Raw genomic sequence first — 14308 nt, forward strand, 5'->3', positions numbered from 1 at the left:
CAGGTGAAAAAGTGCGAACGAGAACGTTCTTTCCCATAAAGATTCTTAAATAAGAACCTTTTGATACAAACACGCAGACTAAGCTCCTGATCGGCCTGCACAATCCGTTTCAAAACCGGGATGACGGCGCCGCGATAGCACTTTGACCGCTGGATACGCGCGTTGGGACCCGATCGCGCAATAACGCGCAGGTTCGGTGGAAATGCGTGGCTATGTGCAGCAGGCCCCCGTCCTTTCGCTCGACAAGCATCGACACGAGAGCTTGGTACGACCACCTTTTGGTGGCCGCGCCGAACGGTTAGCGAGGCGCAGCGCCAGGCTTTTGTGCGCGTTGCTTGCGACGACAAGCGACAAAAGCTAAGGCAGAGATACCGGAGGCCATCGTGGCCCAGCTTTCTAGCCTAGGGCAGAGCGACGTTGAGATTGCCACCGCCCGAATGGCTTGTTTCAGCAAGGACGGGACGGTCGATAGTCGGCTCCGCGGCAAGGCTCGACATCGCTTGACGGGCAAGCGTATGCGTACTCAGGAAAGACCCACCTACGGTGGCAATAGTGTTCCCAAAACCGCCCATGCAGACGCTGTTCCGCGCGGGAAGTTCGGTTTCAGGTGGTGGCGTATTACCCGCAAGTGCGACTGTCGCGGACGCCATGAGCACGGCGCCAAAGAAGAGTTTGCTGTACTTCATGATAGCCCCTAGTAAATGGATGGAAGTGCGTCAATGGCGCAAACTAAAAAACGCAAAGATTTTTCGGTCGCAGTTTCAACAACACAACATTAATTATCATTATTCAACTTTTTTTTATGTGCAACAGGTCAGACAGAAATGCGTACTCGCCGCAAATACGCCTTCGGAACGATCAAGGTTTAGGCAGGTCCAAAAGATTTTTTCGCGGGCGTCCTTTCGGGCTTCCTGGGCGACGATTAGTCGGCTCGGCTTTAATGCGCCATGCAAAGTGGGTATCGCAGCTCATAGCGGACGGCGCGTGACCGCACGTAGGTGCAGGCACGGCTAGCTCTCACCATCGTGGCGCATCGCTTTCCTGCCCAAGTCACCCGCACTGATACGCCGTCACCTTTTCGACTACAGGTCCCCCCGACGTTTTTCGAAAAAGCGCTGAAGGTTTATGGGCACAGACTGGTAGCGTCTCGTACTCTAAAGCTCCGGCGGTACCCATTGTGCTGAAGATTGATCAAAGCCACGTCACCGTACTCTGCGCCCAGGTACTCTGCTTTTCCTATCGATTCCACCGAGCATTCACATTGGGCCAGTGCCATTGTTCTATGAACCCAAAGTTACGGGTAATTGAGATTACTGTCAATATTAATTGTGGGGCCCCGGTTAAATTTTGAACGTCAGAACAACGCTTGTACTGCTTAGCCGGCTATCGTGATTATTGATTGCTGGCTTAGGGAATCACGATAGGCTCGCGAAACGTGTGGAACGTCGCAGCGCAGTCGGCTGCTCGGCTTCTAAATCGCCCGAATAGCCGAGCTATGCTGAGCATCTCCTCGGCGTGCCCCCGGTCCCGCCATTACTCCGCTAACTGCCTTCGGAACTGCCAAGAATTGCCTAGCGACTTGGGATTGTTTTTATGTTTCACAAACCAAAGTATGTTAAATGGCCGCGTCGCTTACCTTTCACAAATCCGCAATCTGTGATACGGCGCTGCAACACTTTGCGAACTATTGACGCTCGGCGGTGAATCACGAGTGATCCCATCCATTGGCGCGACGGCGATCTCCAGCAAGATAATCGACACAAAAGAACGTAAGTGACGGCAGCGACTCGTATTAACGAAACTGGCCTGCACCGACCGTGCGCGACCAAGTGCAGCAGGCCTGCGGGTCGTCCGGCCGCCTTCAGTATGGCCCACGCCATCAGGGTGCCATTGCGAACAAACCCTCGCCCGACTCCGCTCGCTCATGCGGTCACTGCACCGTCGCCTGCACCTAACCCGAAGATGCCGATCGCGATAGTCACGGCACTAGTGAGTCTTGTTGTGCCGCGAAAAAGGTCGAGGCGATTGTGTTAAACGCCACGGGTACGCTCTTTTTTGCTCAAACGCGGCGCTTGCCGTGTAGCGCGACAGACGGAAAGGGACAAGCCCGAAATTTTTCTGAAGCATGTTTCTTACGGCCGACTCGGATGCACGCATTTATCGGGAGCCGCGTTAATGTTGGTACTGGAAACGAGCTTTGTTATCGAAGAGCAACCAAAGCGTCACATATGCGGCCGTGCTGGCAAGCTAGAACGCGTTATCCCATCTGGCGGTGCGAACGAAAAGACCGCCTCTGTTACCGAAACTTGGCGGCGCAACATTTCCTACGCTATGAATCATGTCTGAGGGAAGTTATGGCCGGAATTATTTTATATTTCAAGATGGGTTAATCGCGGCACAGTATTGGTTGCACGCGCCTGCCTGCTTCCGTTAAATCCAGCCGCGATAGCCGCACATTTGTTTTTCAAATGTGCAACACCCTAGCCCGACGGCTAAACAATATGTGAAAATCTCGGTTTATCGCCCTTGTCAGGTTCCTCGCGGCCGTGGCCACGGCATTTAGGTTCATGTTGGTAACCCGCTCGCCTCTCCGGTCTACCTGCACCTTCAACATCATGGCGACAAGCGCTGCTATCCACATCAACCGAACATGGGTCGATGCGGCAATGAGCTGGCAAGATCGGATTAACGTTTAGCGCGGATGCGCCTTAACCTTCAGTGACCGGACGATCCGGTTTTGCCCGACTATCAAATGTTCGTTAACCTTGCCCCAAGAAGTGGGGATGACCGGAGCCTGTTAAGGCTCGCCGGTCGCCCCGAACAAACCGCCAAAAATTGAGCCATTTACATCCTTGAAAAGGCGCGGAGCGAGCCACCAAGGTACTCTGGGACTACAGTGAACAGGCACCCACGCGCCGGAGTGAGTTGTGCTCGCCAAATCGTCGGAGAGAAGCGCTCCGGGCCGGAGTAGATCCCTTTGGAGCAGCACCACATAAGCCGGAAACACGATTCGCCGAAACGAGGGACAAAATGCGACGTCGGCCCGACAGCCATCGCCTGAACCTCACACTACCGTACGTGTGCGCTGCGAGATTGGATCCTTCGAAAGGAATCAGGGCTGGCGATAGCGCGGCAGGTAGCCTTTTCTGTCAACAGCGCTAAAACTGTGGCCCAGACTAGCTCTGGCGATTGACACTTGTACGAGCGCATGCCAACATTTGTTTCCTCAAATAAATTCATCAATTCGGCCCACGCGGCGGAGACCCTCATGACCAGTACATCCCCCTCTTTCGACGCGCGCGGCCTGGCCGACATCCTCGACGCCAGCAAACCCGAACAGCTCGATACCCTCGACTTCGGCGTGATCGCCTTCGACGCCGACACCATCGTCCGCCGCTACAACGCCGTCGAATCCCAGGCCGCCGGCCTGTCGCCGCAGCGCGTGATCGGCGAGCCGCTGTTCACCAATGTCGCGCCGTGCATGAACAATTTCATGGTGGCCCAGCGTTTCGAAGACGCGGCCGACGACGCCAGTGAGCTCGACGATACGATCGATTACGTGCTGACCCTGCGCATGCGCCCGGTGAAGGTCAAGCTGCGCCTGCTCGCCGGCGCGAACAGCGCCACCCCGGGTATGCGTTACGTGCTGGTGCAACGCCGGTGATCGACGCCGCCGACAGCATGGAGAGCCTGCGCGCCGAACACGAAGCGCTGATGCAGTTCCTCTACCTGGCGCCGGTCGGCCTGGTGCAGGCGGGCATCGACGGCGAGATCGTGATGATCAACCCGATCTCGGCCCAGCTCCTGATGCCGCTGTCGCCCGATGGCTGCCTGACCAATCTCTTCACCGCGCTCGAAGGCGTGGCGCCCGGCCTGCGCCTGGAGTGCGCGCAGTACCCGAAAAACAACGGCATGGTCTTCGAAGGTGTGCACATCCACCTGTGCGCCGAAGACCGGCGCGGCACGCCGCAGATCCTGTCGCTGACGCTGCTGAAACTCGACGCCGCGCGCGTCATGGCCGTGATCCAGGACGTGACGGCGGAAGTGCGGCGCGAACGCCAACTGCGCCAGAGCGATGCCTGGCTGAACGCCATCCTGACCCGCATCAGCGACTACGCGCTGGCCGCGATCGACCGCCAGGGCCGCCTGTGCGACTGGAACGACAGCATCGCGCGCGTGACGGGTTTTGGTGAACACATCGTCGGGTCGCCCTGGTCCATCTTCTACCCGCCGGACGCGATGACAGGCGAACACCTGCTCGACCGCCTGCGCGAAGCCGACAACAACGGCTGGAGCATGGACGAAGGCCTGCGCCTGCGCGCCGACGGCAGCCAGTACTGGTGCAGCGCCCTGATCGCGCCCTTGCCGGACCGCGAAGCCTTCGGCGACGATCCGTCCGCACCGGCTTACTGCCTGATCCTGCGCGACATCAGCGACAAGCGCGCCGCCACCGAAAAGCGGCGCCAGGCCGCCTTCTGCGACCACCTGACCGAACTGGCGAACCGGCGCGCCTTCTTCGAGGCGGCCGAACTCGGATTCGAGCGCGCCGCCCACACGCCGCGCGCGCTGGCCCTGATCGTGTTCGACGCCGACCACTTCAAGCATGTCAACGACCGTTACGGCCACCCGGCCGGCGACCGCGTGCTGTGCGACCTGGCCAAGGCCCTGCGCGACAGCTTCCGCGCCGTCGATACCGTGGCGCGCCTGGGCGGCGAGGAATTCGCCGTGCTGATGCCGTCGACCGGCATCGCGCAGGCGCTGGCCAGCGCCGAGCGCCTGCGCGCGCTTGTGGCGACCCGCCTCGTGGCGGCGGACGGCTTTGAAATCGCCTACACTGTCAGCGCCGGCGTCGCCGTGCTCGACAGCGATGCCGGCGCCGGCCCCGTCGGCATCGACCTTTTGATCAAGCGCGCCGACGAGGCGCTTTACCAGGCCAAGGCGGCGGGACGCAACCGCGTCGCCGCCTGGACCGACGAATTGAACCATCATGCAGACACTCCACAGCGAAGCCGCAATGCAGGTTGAGCAGATCGACGCCTACGAAACCCTGGTCCAGTTCCTGTACCGCGCCCCGATCGGCCTGGTGCAAACCGATTTGAAAGGCGCCGTCGACATGCTCAATCCGATGGCCTCGAACCTGCTGATGCCGCTCGCACGCGACGGTGGGCTGGATAATTTGTTCGACACGCTCGACGCGGTCGCGCCGGAGGTGAAGCAGCTTGCGGCCGCCTTCGACCAGCCCTCGGGCGTGGTCTGCGAAGCGCTGCGCGTGCCGCTCGGCGCCGACAACAGCGCGCCTGGCGCGCCCCAGGTACTGTCGATCAGCCTCCTGAAACTCGACCCGGAACGCCTGATGGCGGCGATCACCGACGCCACCTTCGACATCCAGCGCGAGCAGGAAAACCTGCGCCGGCGCCTGCGCAGCGCGGCGCGCACCGACGCGCTCACCCGGCTGCCGAACCGCGCCGCCGCCGTCGAACAGCTGCGCGGCATGCTCGGGCGGGTAGCAGGCGACGAACGCTTCGCCCTGCTCTTCCTCAATTGCGACCGCTTCCGCCAGGTCAACGACACCCTCGGCCAGGCGGCCGGCGACCGGCTGCTCACCAGCGTCGGCGACCGCCTGCTGGCCGCGCTGGCCGACCGCATGCGCGCCGGCGGCCTGCCGGCCAATGGCCGCGTCGACCCGGCCGCCGGCGGCGCCGGACTGGTGGCGCGCGTCGGCGGCGACGAATTCGTCGTGCTGCTCGATGGCCTGCGCCATCCGGACGAAGCCGAGCGCCTGGCGCTGCGCCTGCTCGATACGCTGGCAAGGCCGCACCATGTCGACGGCGTCGAGGTGGCCTGCCGCGCCAGCATCGGCGTGTTCTGCGGTGGAGCGCATGGAAGTGTCGACGCGGGCCGCGACGCCGACGACGTGATCGGCGACGCCAGCATCGCCATGATCGAGGCCAAGCGCGCCGGCGGCGCGCGCCACGTGATGTTCGAAGCGCACATGCGCGAACGCGCCGCCCGCCGCGCCGACATCGAAGCCCAGCTGCGCCTGGCGCTGGCCGAGGAACAGCTGTTCGTCATGTACCAGCCGGTGGTCGGCCTGAACCCGGACGGCTCGACCGATTACTCGGCCGGGGTCGAGGCGCTGGTGCGCTGGCAGCATCCGGCGCGCGGCCTGGTGCCGCCCTTCGACTTCATCGGCGTGGCCGAGGAATGCGGGCTGATCGACCGCATCGGCGACTTCGTGCTGGAACGCTCCTGCCGTGATTTCATGCGCTGGCGCGCGCAGCTGGGCGAAGCCGCGCCGCGCCTGATGGCCGTGAACCTGTCGCGCGCCCAGCTGGCCCAGCCCGACTGGACGGCCAAAGTGGCGAGCATCCTGGCCGAGACCGGGATGCCGGCCGAGAGCCTGCAGCTCGAGGTCACCGAAAGCCTGGCCGCCCAGGACGAGCAGATCCAGGTGTGCCTGCACGAACTGAAAGGCCTCGGCATCAAGCTTGCGCTGGACGATTTCGGCACCGGCTATTCCTCGCTGTCGAGCCTGCACCTGCTGCCGGTCGACACCGTCAAGATCGACCGCTCCTTCGTGTGCAAGGCCGACACCAGCCACCACCACCGGGTGCTGATCGAGGCGACGGTCAAAGTGGCGCAAAGCCTGGGCATGAACACGGTGGCCGAGGGCATCGAGACCGCAGCCCAGCTGGACGCCGTGCGCGCCCAGTCCTGCGCCAAGGGACAAGGCTATTTCTTCAGCCGGCCGCTGGTGTCGAACGCGCTGGTGGAGTGGATAGTCGCGCAGCCGCACGACGGGCGCTGCTGACTTCCAGTAAGGATCGGGCATTAACTGTCCGGCATCTCCTACACGTATTGACGCTTTCTTCCTATGGCGGCCCCAATCGTGCGCTCGCATGATGAAGGCTTCGAACCAATGTGGAGGGAAGAATATGAAACGAACCACCCTGAGCATTCTCCTCGCCGCCTCGATGGGCCTGGCACTGGCCGGCTGCAAGTCGACCGACTCCATGGACAACTCATCGGGCACCAGCACCATGGGCACGACCGGCAGCGGCGGCGCCATGACCGAACGCGGCAACCCGACCACGGGCACCACCGGCAGCACCCCGACCACCGGCACGACCGGCGCGCCTGCGGGCACCGCCGGCGCCTGGGGCAATGGCACTGCGGGCGCGGCTGGTACCACCGGCACGACCGGTACCACCGGCGCCACGGGGACGACCGACTCGACCGCCACCCCGACCACAGACGGCACCCGCCGCTGATCCTGATCGCGTCTTGTCCGGCACGCTACCAGCGTGCCCGCGGGCCGGCCCAATAGCCGGCCCGCTCATCGTTTACCCCACGCCGCGGCGCTGTTCGCTCCCCCAAACTTGTCAGGTAGAATCGGTCTTTTCCAAGGCCAAGGCTTCACAACGATGAAAAACTGGTTTGCGCGCCTGTTCGGCGGCGCCCGGCGCCAGGGCGAACGCGTCCAGCCGGCCCTGTCCGCGGCAGTGCCTGGCGCCCCCGGGCCCGATGGGCCCGCCGCCAGCGCCGGGGTCGACGCCGCCTTCTTTCGCTGGCTGACCGGCGCCGCCGGGGGCGATGCTTCCGAAGCGACCGAACGCCTGATCCTGGACGAACTCGCGCGCCTGGCCGACGATCCGGCGCGCGCCGCCGGGCTGGTGCCGCGCGTGCCGGCCGTGATTCCCGAACTGCTGCGCAGCCTGCGCGACGACAGCGTCTCGAACGCCGACCTCTCGCGCCTGGTCTCCCAGGACCTGGTGCTGGTGGCCGAAGTGGTGCGCGAAGCGAACAGCCCCTTCTACCGGCCGCCGACTCCCGTGCGCAACATCGAGGGCGCCGTCATGCTGCTCGGCCAGAACGGGCTGCGCATGCTGCTCGCGCGCGTCGCCTTTCGTCCGGTGATCAGCATGCAGTCGGGGCGCTTCACGAAGCAGGTCGCGCCGCGCATCTGGATGCAGTCGGAAAAATGCGCGCTCGCCTGCGCCACGCTGGCGCCCCACGGCGGGGCCAATCCTTTCGAAGCTTACCTGGCGGGGCTGATCCAGAACGTCGGGCTGATCGTCGCCTTCCGCCTGGTCGACCAGGTGTATAACGCTGACGTGCTGCCGAGGTCCGATGCGTTTTGCCTCGCCCTGATGCGCCATGCGCGCCGGCTCGCGCACGGGATCGCGCTCGCCTGGGAATTCCCGCCGGCGGTGGCCGGCGCCATCGCTGGCCTTGGCGAACCGGATGCGAGCCCGCTGGCCCGCGTGCTCGGCAGCGCCGACGCCCTGGCCAAGCTGCGCCTGCTGGTCGACGCCGGCGAACTCGCGCCGGACGATCCACTGGTCGCCGCCCACGCCGGCCCCCGCCTGCGTCCCGTTTTCGACTTGCTGCTGCCACAGGAAACCTGAATGCCATTTCCCATTGAACAAAAACTCGTGATCGGTATCGCGTCCAGCGCCCTGTTCGACCTCTCCGAATCGCATGCGGTCTACCTCGAGAAGGGGCCGGAAGAATACCGGCTCTACCAGGAAGCGCACATCGACGCCATCCTCGGCAAGGGCGTGGCCTTTCCCTTCATCAAGCGCTTCCTGAACATCAATAAATGCTTTCCGCGCCAGTCGCCGGTCGAGGTGGTGCTGTTTTCGCGGAATTCTCCCGAAACGGGGCTGCGCGTCATGCGTTCGATCGCGCACTACGGACTCGATATTTCACGCGCCGCCTTCATGGCCGGCAAGTCGCCCTACTCCTACCTGCCCGCCTTCAATGCCTCGCTGTTCCTGAGTGCCAACGAGGAAGACGTGAAAAGCGCGATCGCCGTCAACTACCCGGCCGGCCTGGTGCTGCCCTCGCAGATCGACGACGGCGGCGACGATCTGGAATTGCGGGTCGCCTTCGACTTCGACGGCGTGCTGGCCGACGACGAATCGGAAACCGTCTTCAAGCAGGACGGCCTCGATGAGTTCCACGCCCACGAAACGCTGCACATGGGCCGCCCGCACAGCCCCGGGCCGCTGGCCAACATGTTCCAGAAGCTGGCGATGATGCAGCGCCTGGAAGAGCGCGCCCAGCGCCGCGACGCCGGCTACCGGCGGATCGTGCGCATCGCCATCATCACTGCGCGGAGCGCGCCTTCGCACGAGCGGGTCGTGACGACCCTGAAAAGCTGGGGCGTCTCGGCCGACGAAACCTTCTTCCTGGGCGGGATGGACAAGTCGCGCGTGCTCGAAATCTTCCGGCCGCACATCTTTTTCGACGACCAGCTGACGCATTTGCGTGCCGGGCCGGGCGGCACGATTCCGATGGTGCATGTGCCCTTCGGGATCGCGAACCGGGCACCAGCGCCATCCTTGCAGCTGCCATCCTGACAATGCCGAAAATATTGCAGTGAGGCAATAACGCCACACTAGCGGGCTCTACGGCGCCGTGCCGGCCGTTTATGCCGCCGCCGGCGCCCAGCGCCGGCGGGGCCTCGCGTCTCATACGGGCCAATCACAACGCTCTCTTTCGCTCAATGACCACCGATTCACCAGGCCAGGAAATCACTTTCGACGAAGTCGCCGCGGCGGCTTCCAACTTGCGGGGCGCAGGTACGCCCGTGACGCTCGATGCGCTCGTCGACGCACTCGATGCCTCGCCGAGCGCCATCGGCCGCCACCTGCGCGCCTGGCGCCTCGAACACGAACAGCCGGCCCCGCCTCCGCTGGCAGAACTGCCGGCCGCGCTCGCCGCCGAGCTCGCGAAATGGGCGCGCCAGTACGCCGACGACGCCGGCGCCGGTGCGCGCGGCGCACTGTCGCAGCTGGAACGCGACATGGAAGACTTGCTGGGCGCCGGCGAGCGCCTGGAAGCCGACATCGAGAACGCCAGCAGCGCGCGCGATGTGGCGCAGGCCGCGGCCGACGAGCGCCAGGAGGAAATCGATCGCCTGAACGCCGAACTGCGCAACGCACGCCAGATCGCGATGGACGCCCTGGTCGGCAAGGCCAAGGATCAACTGGCGATCGACGGCAAGGATGCCCAGCTGGCCGACCTGCGCGGCCAGCTCGAGCGCAGCGTGGCGGCCTCGTCGACCCAGTCGGACGCGCGCCTGGCGGCCGAGATGGAACTGATCGGCGCCACCACCGCGCGCGACAGCCTGGCGCTGGAAGTCAAGGATCTGCAGGCGCAGCTGGCGGCCGCCAAAAGTGACCGCGGCGCGCTGCGCATGGAAGTGGACGCGCTGCGCAAGAAATCGAAATAAAAGGCTGACCCCAGCCGTTTGCTAGTCGCCGGCGCCGACGATCCGGTTGCGTCCTTCCGTCTTGGCCCGATACAGGCGCGTGTCGGCCAGGTCGATGAAGGCGCCGGGCGTGTCGCGCGCGCCGGGCACGATGGTGGCGAGGCCGATGCTGACGGTGAGCACGTCGGCCACCCGCGAATTGCGATGCGGGATGGCCGCGCGCGACAGCTGGCGCGCGAGGCGCCCGGCGATGGCGCGCGCCGCGTCTTCGTTGGTGGCGGGCAGCAGCATCACGAATTCCTCGCCGCCCAGGCGCGCGCACAGGTCGCGCGTGCGGACGGCGGTGTCGGCCAGCAGGCCCGCCACCTGGCGCAGGCAGGCATCGCCCTGGGGATGGCCGTAGCTGTCGTTGTACTGCTTGAAGAAATCGATGTCGAGCGTGACCAGCGACAGCGGCTCGCCACAAGCGCGCGCCTTGCTCCACTCGACGTCGAGGATACGGTCGAACATGCGGCGGTTGGGGATGCCGGTCAGCGGATCGCTGTAGGACAGGGTTTCGAGTTCCTTCTGCAGCTGCAGGATCCTGTCTTCGGCCGCTTTTCTCTCGGTGATGTCGAACATGAAGCCGACCAGGCAGTCGACGCTGCCGTCGGGATGGCGCTTCACGTGCACCACGTCGCGAATCCACACCAGGTCGCCGTCTTTCGTCAGCGCCTGGTAATCCGCCTCATGGTCGACGCCCTGCATCGACTGCGCGACGCAGAAATCGACCGTCTTCTGGCGGTCGTCCTCGTGGATGCGGTCGGCCCAGTCGCTCACGGTCTGCCAACTGTCCTGGCGCCAGCCGAGGAGCGCTTCGATCTGCGGGCCGATATACGTAAAACGCATGCTGGCCCAGTCGATCTTCCAGGGAATGGCTTTGGTCGATTCGAGCAGCGTGCGGTAAACGCCGGGGTCGTCGTAGCTGGGGCTGGTGCTCATGGGGACCTGGAAGCAAGTGGGGCCGGCGGCATGGCGAGCGCGCGGCGGTGCAGTGCGAGCAGCTCGGCCGGCTTGTCGTAGGCCAGGCGCCGGCCGGCGCGCAGGTCGCGCCGCATCAGGCGGATCATCCAGTCCAGGACCTCGTCCGGGAAGGAGTCGGCCGGATGGCCGGTCACTTCGGCCAGGCGTCCGGCGATCACGGGACGGTCGCTGACCACCGGGCAGATACGGTAGCCGTAGCGCCCGCCGATCCGCTCGGGCGGCAAGTCCATCGGGCGCGTCGCCGTCTGGCGGAAGAAGCCGAGCGTCAGGCGGTAGGCGTTGCGGCCCAGGACCGGTACGTCGTCCGGCACCGGCGCGCCCGAATCGCACTCCTGCAAACTGGTGGCCAGCGGCAGCAGGCGCTCGACCTGGTAGGCGGCCATGTGCGGATTGCCGATTCAGACCAGGTTGGCGATCAATTCGCCGAGCGAGGCATGGCCGATGAGCGCGGCCTGCTTCGGGATGCCGCCCCAGGCGCCGTCGGCGCCGCGCAGCAGGGCCTCGATCACCGAGGCGTTCTCGTAACCGGCGCCGGCGTGCACGTGGACCACGAGCTTCTTCGGCCTTGGCAGGCAGCGCCGCGCGATCGCCACGCAGGCGCCCACCTGGAAGGGCAGATAGGTGCCGCGGTCGTCCTCGATGCTGACGCCCTCGATGTCCTCGGCGGCCAGCAGGGCCAGCAGCGCGCAACTGCGCTCGAGCCTGTTGGTGAGCGCATCGCAGCCGTCGACGATGTTGATCAGAATGCGCGGCGCGCCGCCGGCGTCGCCGACGATGTTCGCGTGCAGCCAGGCGATGCTGGCGCGCAGGTTGCGCTTGAGCGTCTCGAAGTCGTACAGGCCGGCCATCCCCTCGTCGCTCAGGTAGATCTCGTGCAGGGTGTTCGGCACGGTGTAGGCCTGCAGCTTGAGCATCGAGGGCGATGGCTGGAAGCTGCCGTCTTGCGTGAGCGCGCCGATGTCGGTGAAGGCGAAGCAGCCTGTCATGTCGACCTCGTGGTCGCGCAGCCAGGCCATGAAATCGTCGTCGACCTCGGGTTCCTCGGGCAGGGCGTAGTCGAGCGAACCGAGGTGGATGTTCTTCATGCCGAAAGCGCGCAGTTGCGGCAGGATGCGCAGCTTGTCGGCCAGCGTGTGGCCGATGCCGGAACCGACCGGATTCTCGCGCAGCGAGATATCGATCAGGTAGGGTTCGATGGCGCGCAACTGCGCCAGTTTCTGGTCGGCGTCGGCGAGGAGTGCGCGGGCGTCGTCAAGAAGTGCCGGGAAGGCGTCCATGGTGGATGAGTGTTGGTCAAAATCAAGCATGCTACAGCATGTTGATGACGGATTATTACGTTGATATGACGTTGGTATTACGTTGATGCAATTACGCCACAGCAGTTTTTAGTCAAGGCGTCACCGACACCGTCCGCTTCAGGCAGCGCAAGGTAAACGTCGAGCGCGTATTGCGCACGCCCGGCAGCTTGTACAGTTTCTGGCGCAGGAAGCGCTCATAACCCTCCGTCCCCGACACCGCCACCTTGATCAGGTAATCGTATTCGCCCGACAGCAAATACGCCTCCATCACTTCCGGCAGCTCGGACAGCGCGTCCGAAAAGGCCTGCAACAGCTCGTCGTCGTGGCGGTCTACCGTGACTTCGATGATCACCGTGTCGGGCAGGCCCAGCGTGCGCTGGTCGAGCACGGCCACATACCCGCTGATATGTCCCGCTTCCTCGAGCGCCCGTACCCGGTGCCAGCAGGGCGTCGGCGAGAGGTTGACCGTTTCGGCCAGCTTCTGGTTGCTGATGCGCCCATCGCGGCTGAGTGTGCGCAGGATTTTCCTGTCGATCTCGTCGAGAACACCTTCCTTCATGTGCGGTCCCTCCTGTCTATACGAGTGTGAATAGATAACTCTTCTTCATTTTATCCGATCCATAGAAGGATTATCCATACATTCCCGCCATTGGGCGGATGAACGAAAGAATATTTTTTGTGCAGTGCAGTAAAATTTCGGCTCGCCATCCCAGCAGCAGAGAGCGCTCGTTCCCAGCGTCCGAACCGCCGTTTTGCCCGCATTGCAGCATCCCGAATTTGGAGTTTTCGTGTCAGAAGCAGTTTCACGCGCAGGATCAGTAGCCGGAGCAAGTCCACGGTTTGACGGCCTCAATGCCGAGTTGCCGCTCATGCTGGTCACCCCCGCCCTGTTTGCCGCCAACCTGGTCGTTGCCCGCTGGGCCGAAAGCGCGGCGCTGCCGCCGCTGTTCCTGGCTTTCGGACGCTGGGCGCTGGCCTTTGCGATCCTGCTGCCAACCGTCGGCCCGCGCCTGTGGGCGCTGCGCCACGTCATCATGGCCAACTTCCCGCGCCTGATGCTGCTGGCCGGCCTCGGCATGGGCATGGCGGTCGGTCCCCAGTACATCGGCGCGCGCCATACCAGCGCGGCGAATATCGCCATCATCTTCGCCGCCTGCCCGGCGCTCGTCATGCTGCTCGAGACCCTGGTCTGGAAGGCGCCGCTGGCGCGCAAGCAGGCCGGCGGCATGCTGCTGGCGATCTGCGGCGTGCTGGTCGTGCTGACCAAAGGCGACCCCGGAGCGCTGGGCGGTTTCGCTTTCGGCACCGGTGACCTGTGGGTGGTGCTGGCCGCCTGCGGCTGGGCGCTCTACACGGTGCTGGGCAAGCGCCTGCCGCTCCCCGCCCTGCCGAGCACCGTCAAGCTGGCGGCCCTGATCGGCGGCGGCGCGCTGGTGCTGGCGCCCTTCGCGGTGCTGGAAGCGTCGCTCGGCGATGTGGCCAACTTCCACGATCCGCGCCTGTACATCGCGCTGGCGTTTCTTGCGGTGGTACCGAGCCTGGGCGCCTACTTCTGCTTCGACCGCCTGGTCGCGCTCGCGGGACCGGCGCGCGCCAGCCTGTCGGTCTACCTGATCCCGCTGTTCGCCACGCTCGCGGCCTGGCCGCTGCTGGGCGAAGCGCCGCGGCTGTACCACGCCGTGGGCTTCGGCATCATCCTCGCCGGCGTGGCGCTGGCGGCCGGGCGCCGGAGATAAGCGCAGGCCTCGCGTGCGGGGGCGCGGCCGTG

13 protein-coding genes are annotated in these 14308 nt (G+C 64.6%); 8 read left to right on the forward strand and 5 right to left on the reverse strand.

Translation table 11 applies throughout. The annotated features are described in order from the left end of the window. Positions 1–401: 401 nt before the first annotated feature. Positions 402–686, reverse strand: coding sequence for a hypothetical protein (locus AC1MEM_RS18340; protein ID WP_499472899.1), 285 nt, complete (start codon positions 684–686; stop codon positions 402–404). A 2582-nt stretch (positions 687–3268) separates the two neighbouring features. On the opposite strand from AC1MEM_RS18340, the gene AC1MEM_RS18345 reads away from it, so the two are divergent. The 7 genes from AC1MEM_RS18345 to AC1MEM_RS18375 all read left to right on the forward strand — a co-directional run bounded on the left by AC1MEM_RS18345 (position 3269) and on the right by AC1MEM_RS18375 (position 10240). After that, on the forward strand, positions 3269–3664 hold the full coding sequence (locus tag AC1MEM_RS18345) for a PAS domain-containing protein (RefSeq protein ID WP_499472901.1): 396 nt from the start codon (positions 3269–3271) through the stop codon (positions 3662–3664). Next, positions 3661–5025, forward strand: coding sequence for a sensor domain-containing diguanylate cyclase (locus AC1MEM_RS18350; RefSeq protein ID WP_499472903.1), 1365 nt, complete (start codon positions 3661–3663; stop codon positions 5023–5025). The genes AC1MEM_RS18345 and AC1MEM_RS18350 overlap by 4 nt, the downstream gene beginning before the upstream one ends. Further along, on the forward strand, positions 4988–6811 hold the full coding sequence (locus tag AC1MEM_RS18355) for a putative bifunctional diguanylate cyclase/phosphodiesterase (RefSeq protein WP_499472905.1): 1824 nt from the start codon (positions 4988–4990) through the stop codon (positions 6809–6811). Before AC1MEM_RS18350 ends, AC1MEM_RS18355 begins: the two co-directional genes overlap by 38 nt. A gap of 124 nt (positions 6812–6935) precedes the next feature. Beyond that, the gene (locus tag AC1MEM_RS18360; protein WP_499472907.1) at positions 6936–7271 is read left to right on the forward strand and encodes a hypothetical protein; all 336 of its coding nucleotides are present in this window, start codon (positions 6936–6938) and stop codon (positions 7269–7271) included. Positions 7272–7424: 153 nt separating this feature from the next. Continuing rightward, on the forward strand, positions 7425–8408 hold the full coding sequence (locus AC1MEM_RS18365; RefSeq protein WP_499472909.1) for an HDOD domain-containing protein: 984 nt from the start codon (positions 7425–7427) through the stop codon (positions 8406–8408). Continuing rightward, complete coding sequence (locus AC1MEM_RS18370; RefSeq protein ID WP_499472910.1) at positions 8409–9365, forward strand: 5'-nucleotidase; 957 nt, start codon at positions 8409–8411, stop codon at positions 9363–9365. It abuts the gene before it with no gap. Positions 9366–9511: 146 nt separating this feature from the next. Beyond that, positions 9512–10240 (forward strand): DNA-binding protein, encoded by a 729-nt coding sequence (locus AC1MEM_RS18375; protein ID WP_499472912.1) that lies wholly within the window; start codon positions 9512–9514, stop codon positions 10238–10240. Between the two features lie 21 nt (positions 10241–10261). On the opposite strand, the gene AC1MEM_RS18380 is transcribed toward AC1MEM_RS18375, so the two are convergent. From AC1MEM_RS18380 to AC1MEM_RS18395, 4 genes are all read right to left on the reverse strand, one after another. Further along, positions 10262–11200 (reverse strand): sensor domain-containing diguanylate cyclase, encoded by a 939-nt coding sequence (locus AC1MEM_RS18380; protein WP_499472914.1) that lies wholly within the window; start codon positions 11198–11200, stop codon positions 10262–10264. After that, entirely contained in the window at positions 11197–11625 is a 429-nt protein-coding gene (locus tag AC1MEM_RS18385; protein WP_499472916.1) for a hypothetical protein, read from the reverse strand. The genes AC1MEM_RS18380 and AC1MEM_RS18385 overlap by 4 nt, the downstream gene beginning before the upstream one ends. A 15-nt stretch (positions 11626–11640) precedes the next feature. Next, positions 11641–12549 carry a hypothetical protein gene (locus AC1MEM_RS18390; RefSeq protein WP_499472917.1) on the reverse strand — a complete coding sequence of 303 codons (909 nt, stop codon included), beginning with the start codon at positions 12547–12549 and terminating at the stop codon, positions 11641–11643. An 82-nt stretch (positions 12550–12631) separates the two neighbouring features. Further along, on the reverse strand, positions 12632–13099 hold the full coding sequence (locus AC1MEM_RS18395) for an Lrp/AsnC family transcriptional regulator (protein WP_499472919.1): 468 nt from the start codon (positions 13097–13099) through the stop codon (positions 12632–12634). Positions 13100–13409: 310 nt separating this feature from the next. Here AC1MEM_RS18395 and AC1MEM_RS18400 point away from each other — a divergent pair, with 310 nt between their 5' ends. Beyond that, the gene (locus AC1MEM_RS18400; protein WP_499472920.1) at positions 13410–14276 is read left to right on the forward strand and encodes a DMT family transporter; all 867 of its coding nucleotides are present in this window, start codon (positions 13410–13412) and stop codon (positions 14274–14276) included. Positions 14277–14308 lie beyond the last annotated feature (32 nt).

It is taken from the genome of Telluria sp. AIW5 (genome assembly GCF_056680575.1).

Coding starts and splice junctions, on each gene's coding strand:
- AC1MEM_RS18340 (WP_499472899.1), bottom strand. CDS start 686: ATGAAGTACAGCAAACTCTTCTTTGGCGCCGTGCTCATGGCGTCCGCG.
- AC1MEM_RS18345 (WP_499472901.1), top strand. CDS start 3,269: ATGACCAGTACATCCCCCTCTTTCGACGCGCGCGGCCTGGCCGACATC.
- AC1MEM_RS18355 (WP_499472905.1), top strand. CDS start 4,988: ATGCAGACACTCCACAGCGAAGCCGCAATGCAGGTTGAGCAGATCGAC.
- AC1MEM_RS18360 (WP_499472907.1), top strand. CDS start 6,936: ATGAAACGAACCACCCTGAGCATTCTCCTCGCCGCCTCGATGGGCCTG.
- AC1MEM_RS18365 (WP_499472909.1), top strand. CDS start 7,425: ATGAAAAACTGGTTTGCGCGCCTGTTCGGCGGCGCCCGGCGCCAGGGC.
- AC1MEM_RS18370 (WP_499472910.1), top strand. CDS start 8,409: ATGCCATTTCCCATTGAACAAAAACTCGTGATCGGTATCGCGTCCAGC.
- AC1MEM_RS18375 (WP_499472912.1), top strand. CDS start 9,512: ATGACCACCGATTCACCAGGCCAGGAAATCACTTTCGACGAAGTCGCC.
- AC1MEM_RS18380 (WP_499472914.1), bottom strand. CDS start 11,200: ATGAGCACCAGCCCCAGCTACGACGACCCCGGCGTTTACCGCACGCTG.
- AC1MEM_RS18385 (WP_499472916.1), bottom strand. CDS start 11,625: ATGGCCGCCTACCAGGTCGAGCGCCTGCTGCCGCTGGCCACCAGTTTG.
- AC1MEM_RS18390 (WP_499472917.1), bottom strand. CDS start 12,549: ATGCTTGATTTTGACCAACACTCATCCACCATGGACGCCTTCCCGGCA.
- AC1MEM_RS18395 (WP_499472919.1), bottom strand. CDS start 13,099: ATGAAGGAAGGTGTTCTCGACGAGATCGACAGGAAAATCCTGCGCACA.
- AC1MEM_RS18400 (WP_499472920.1), top strand. CDS start 13,410: ATGCTGGTCACCCCCGCCCTGTTTGCCGCCAACCTGGTCGTTGCCCGC.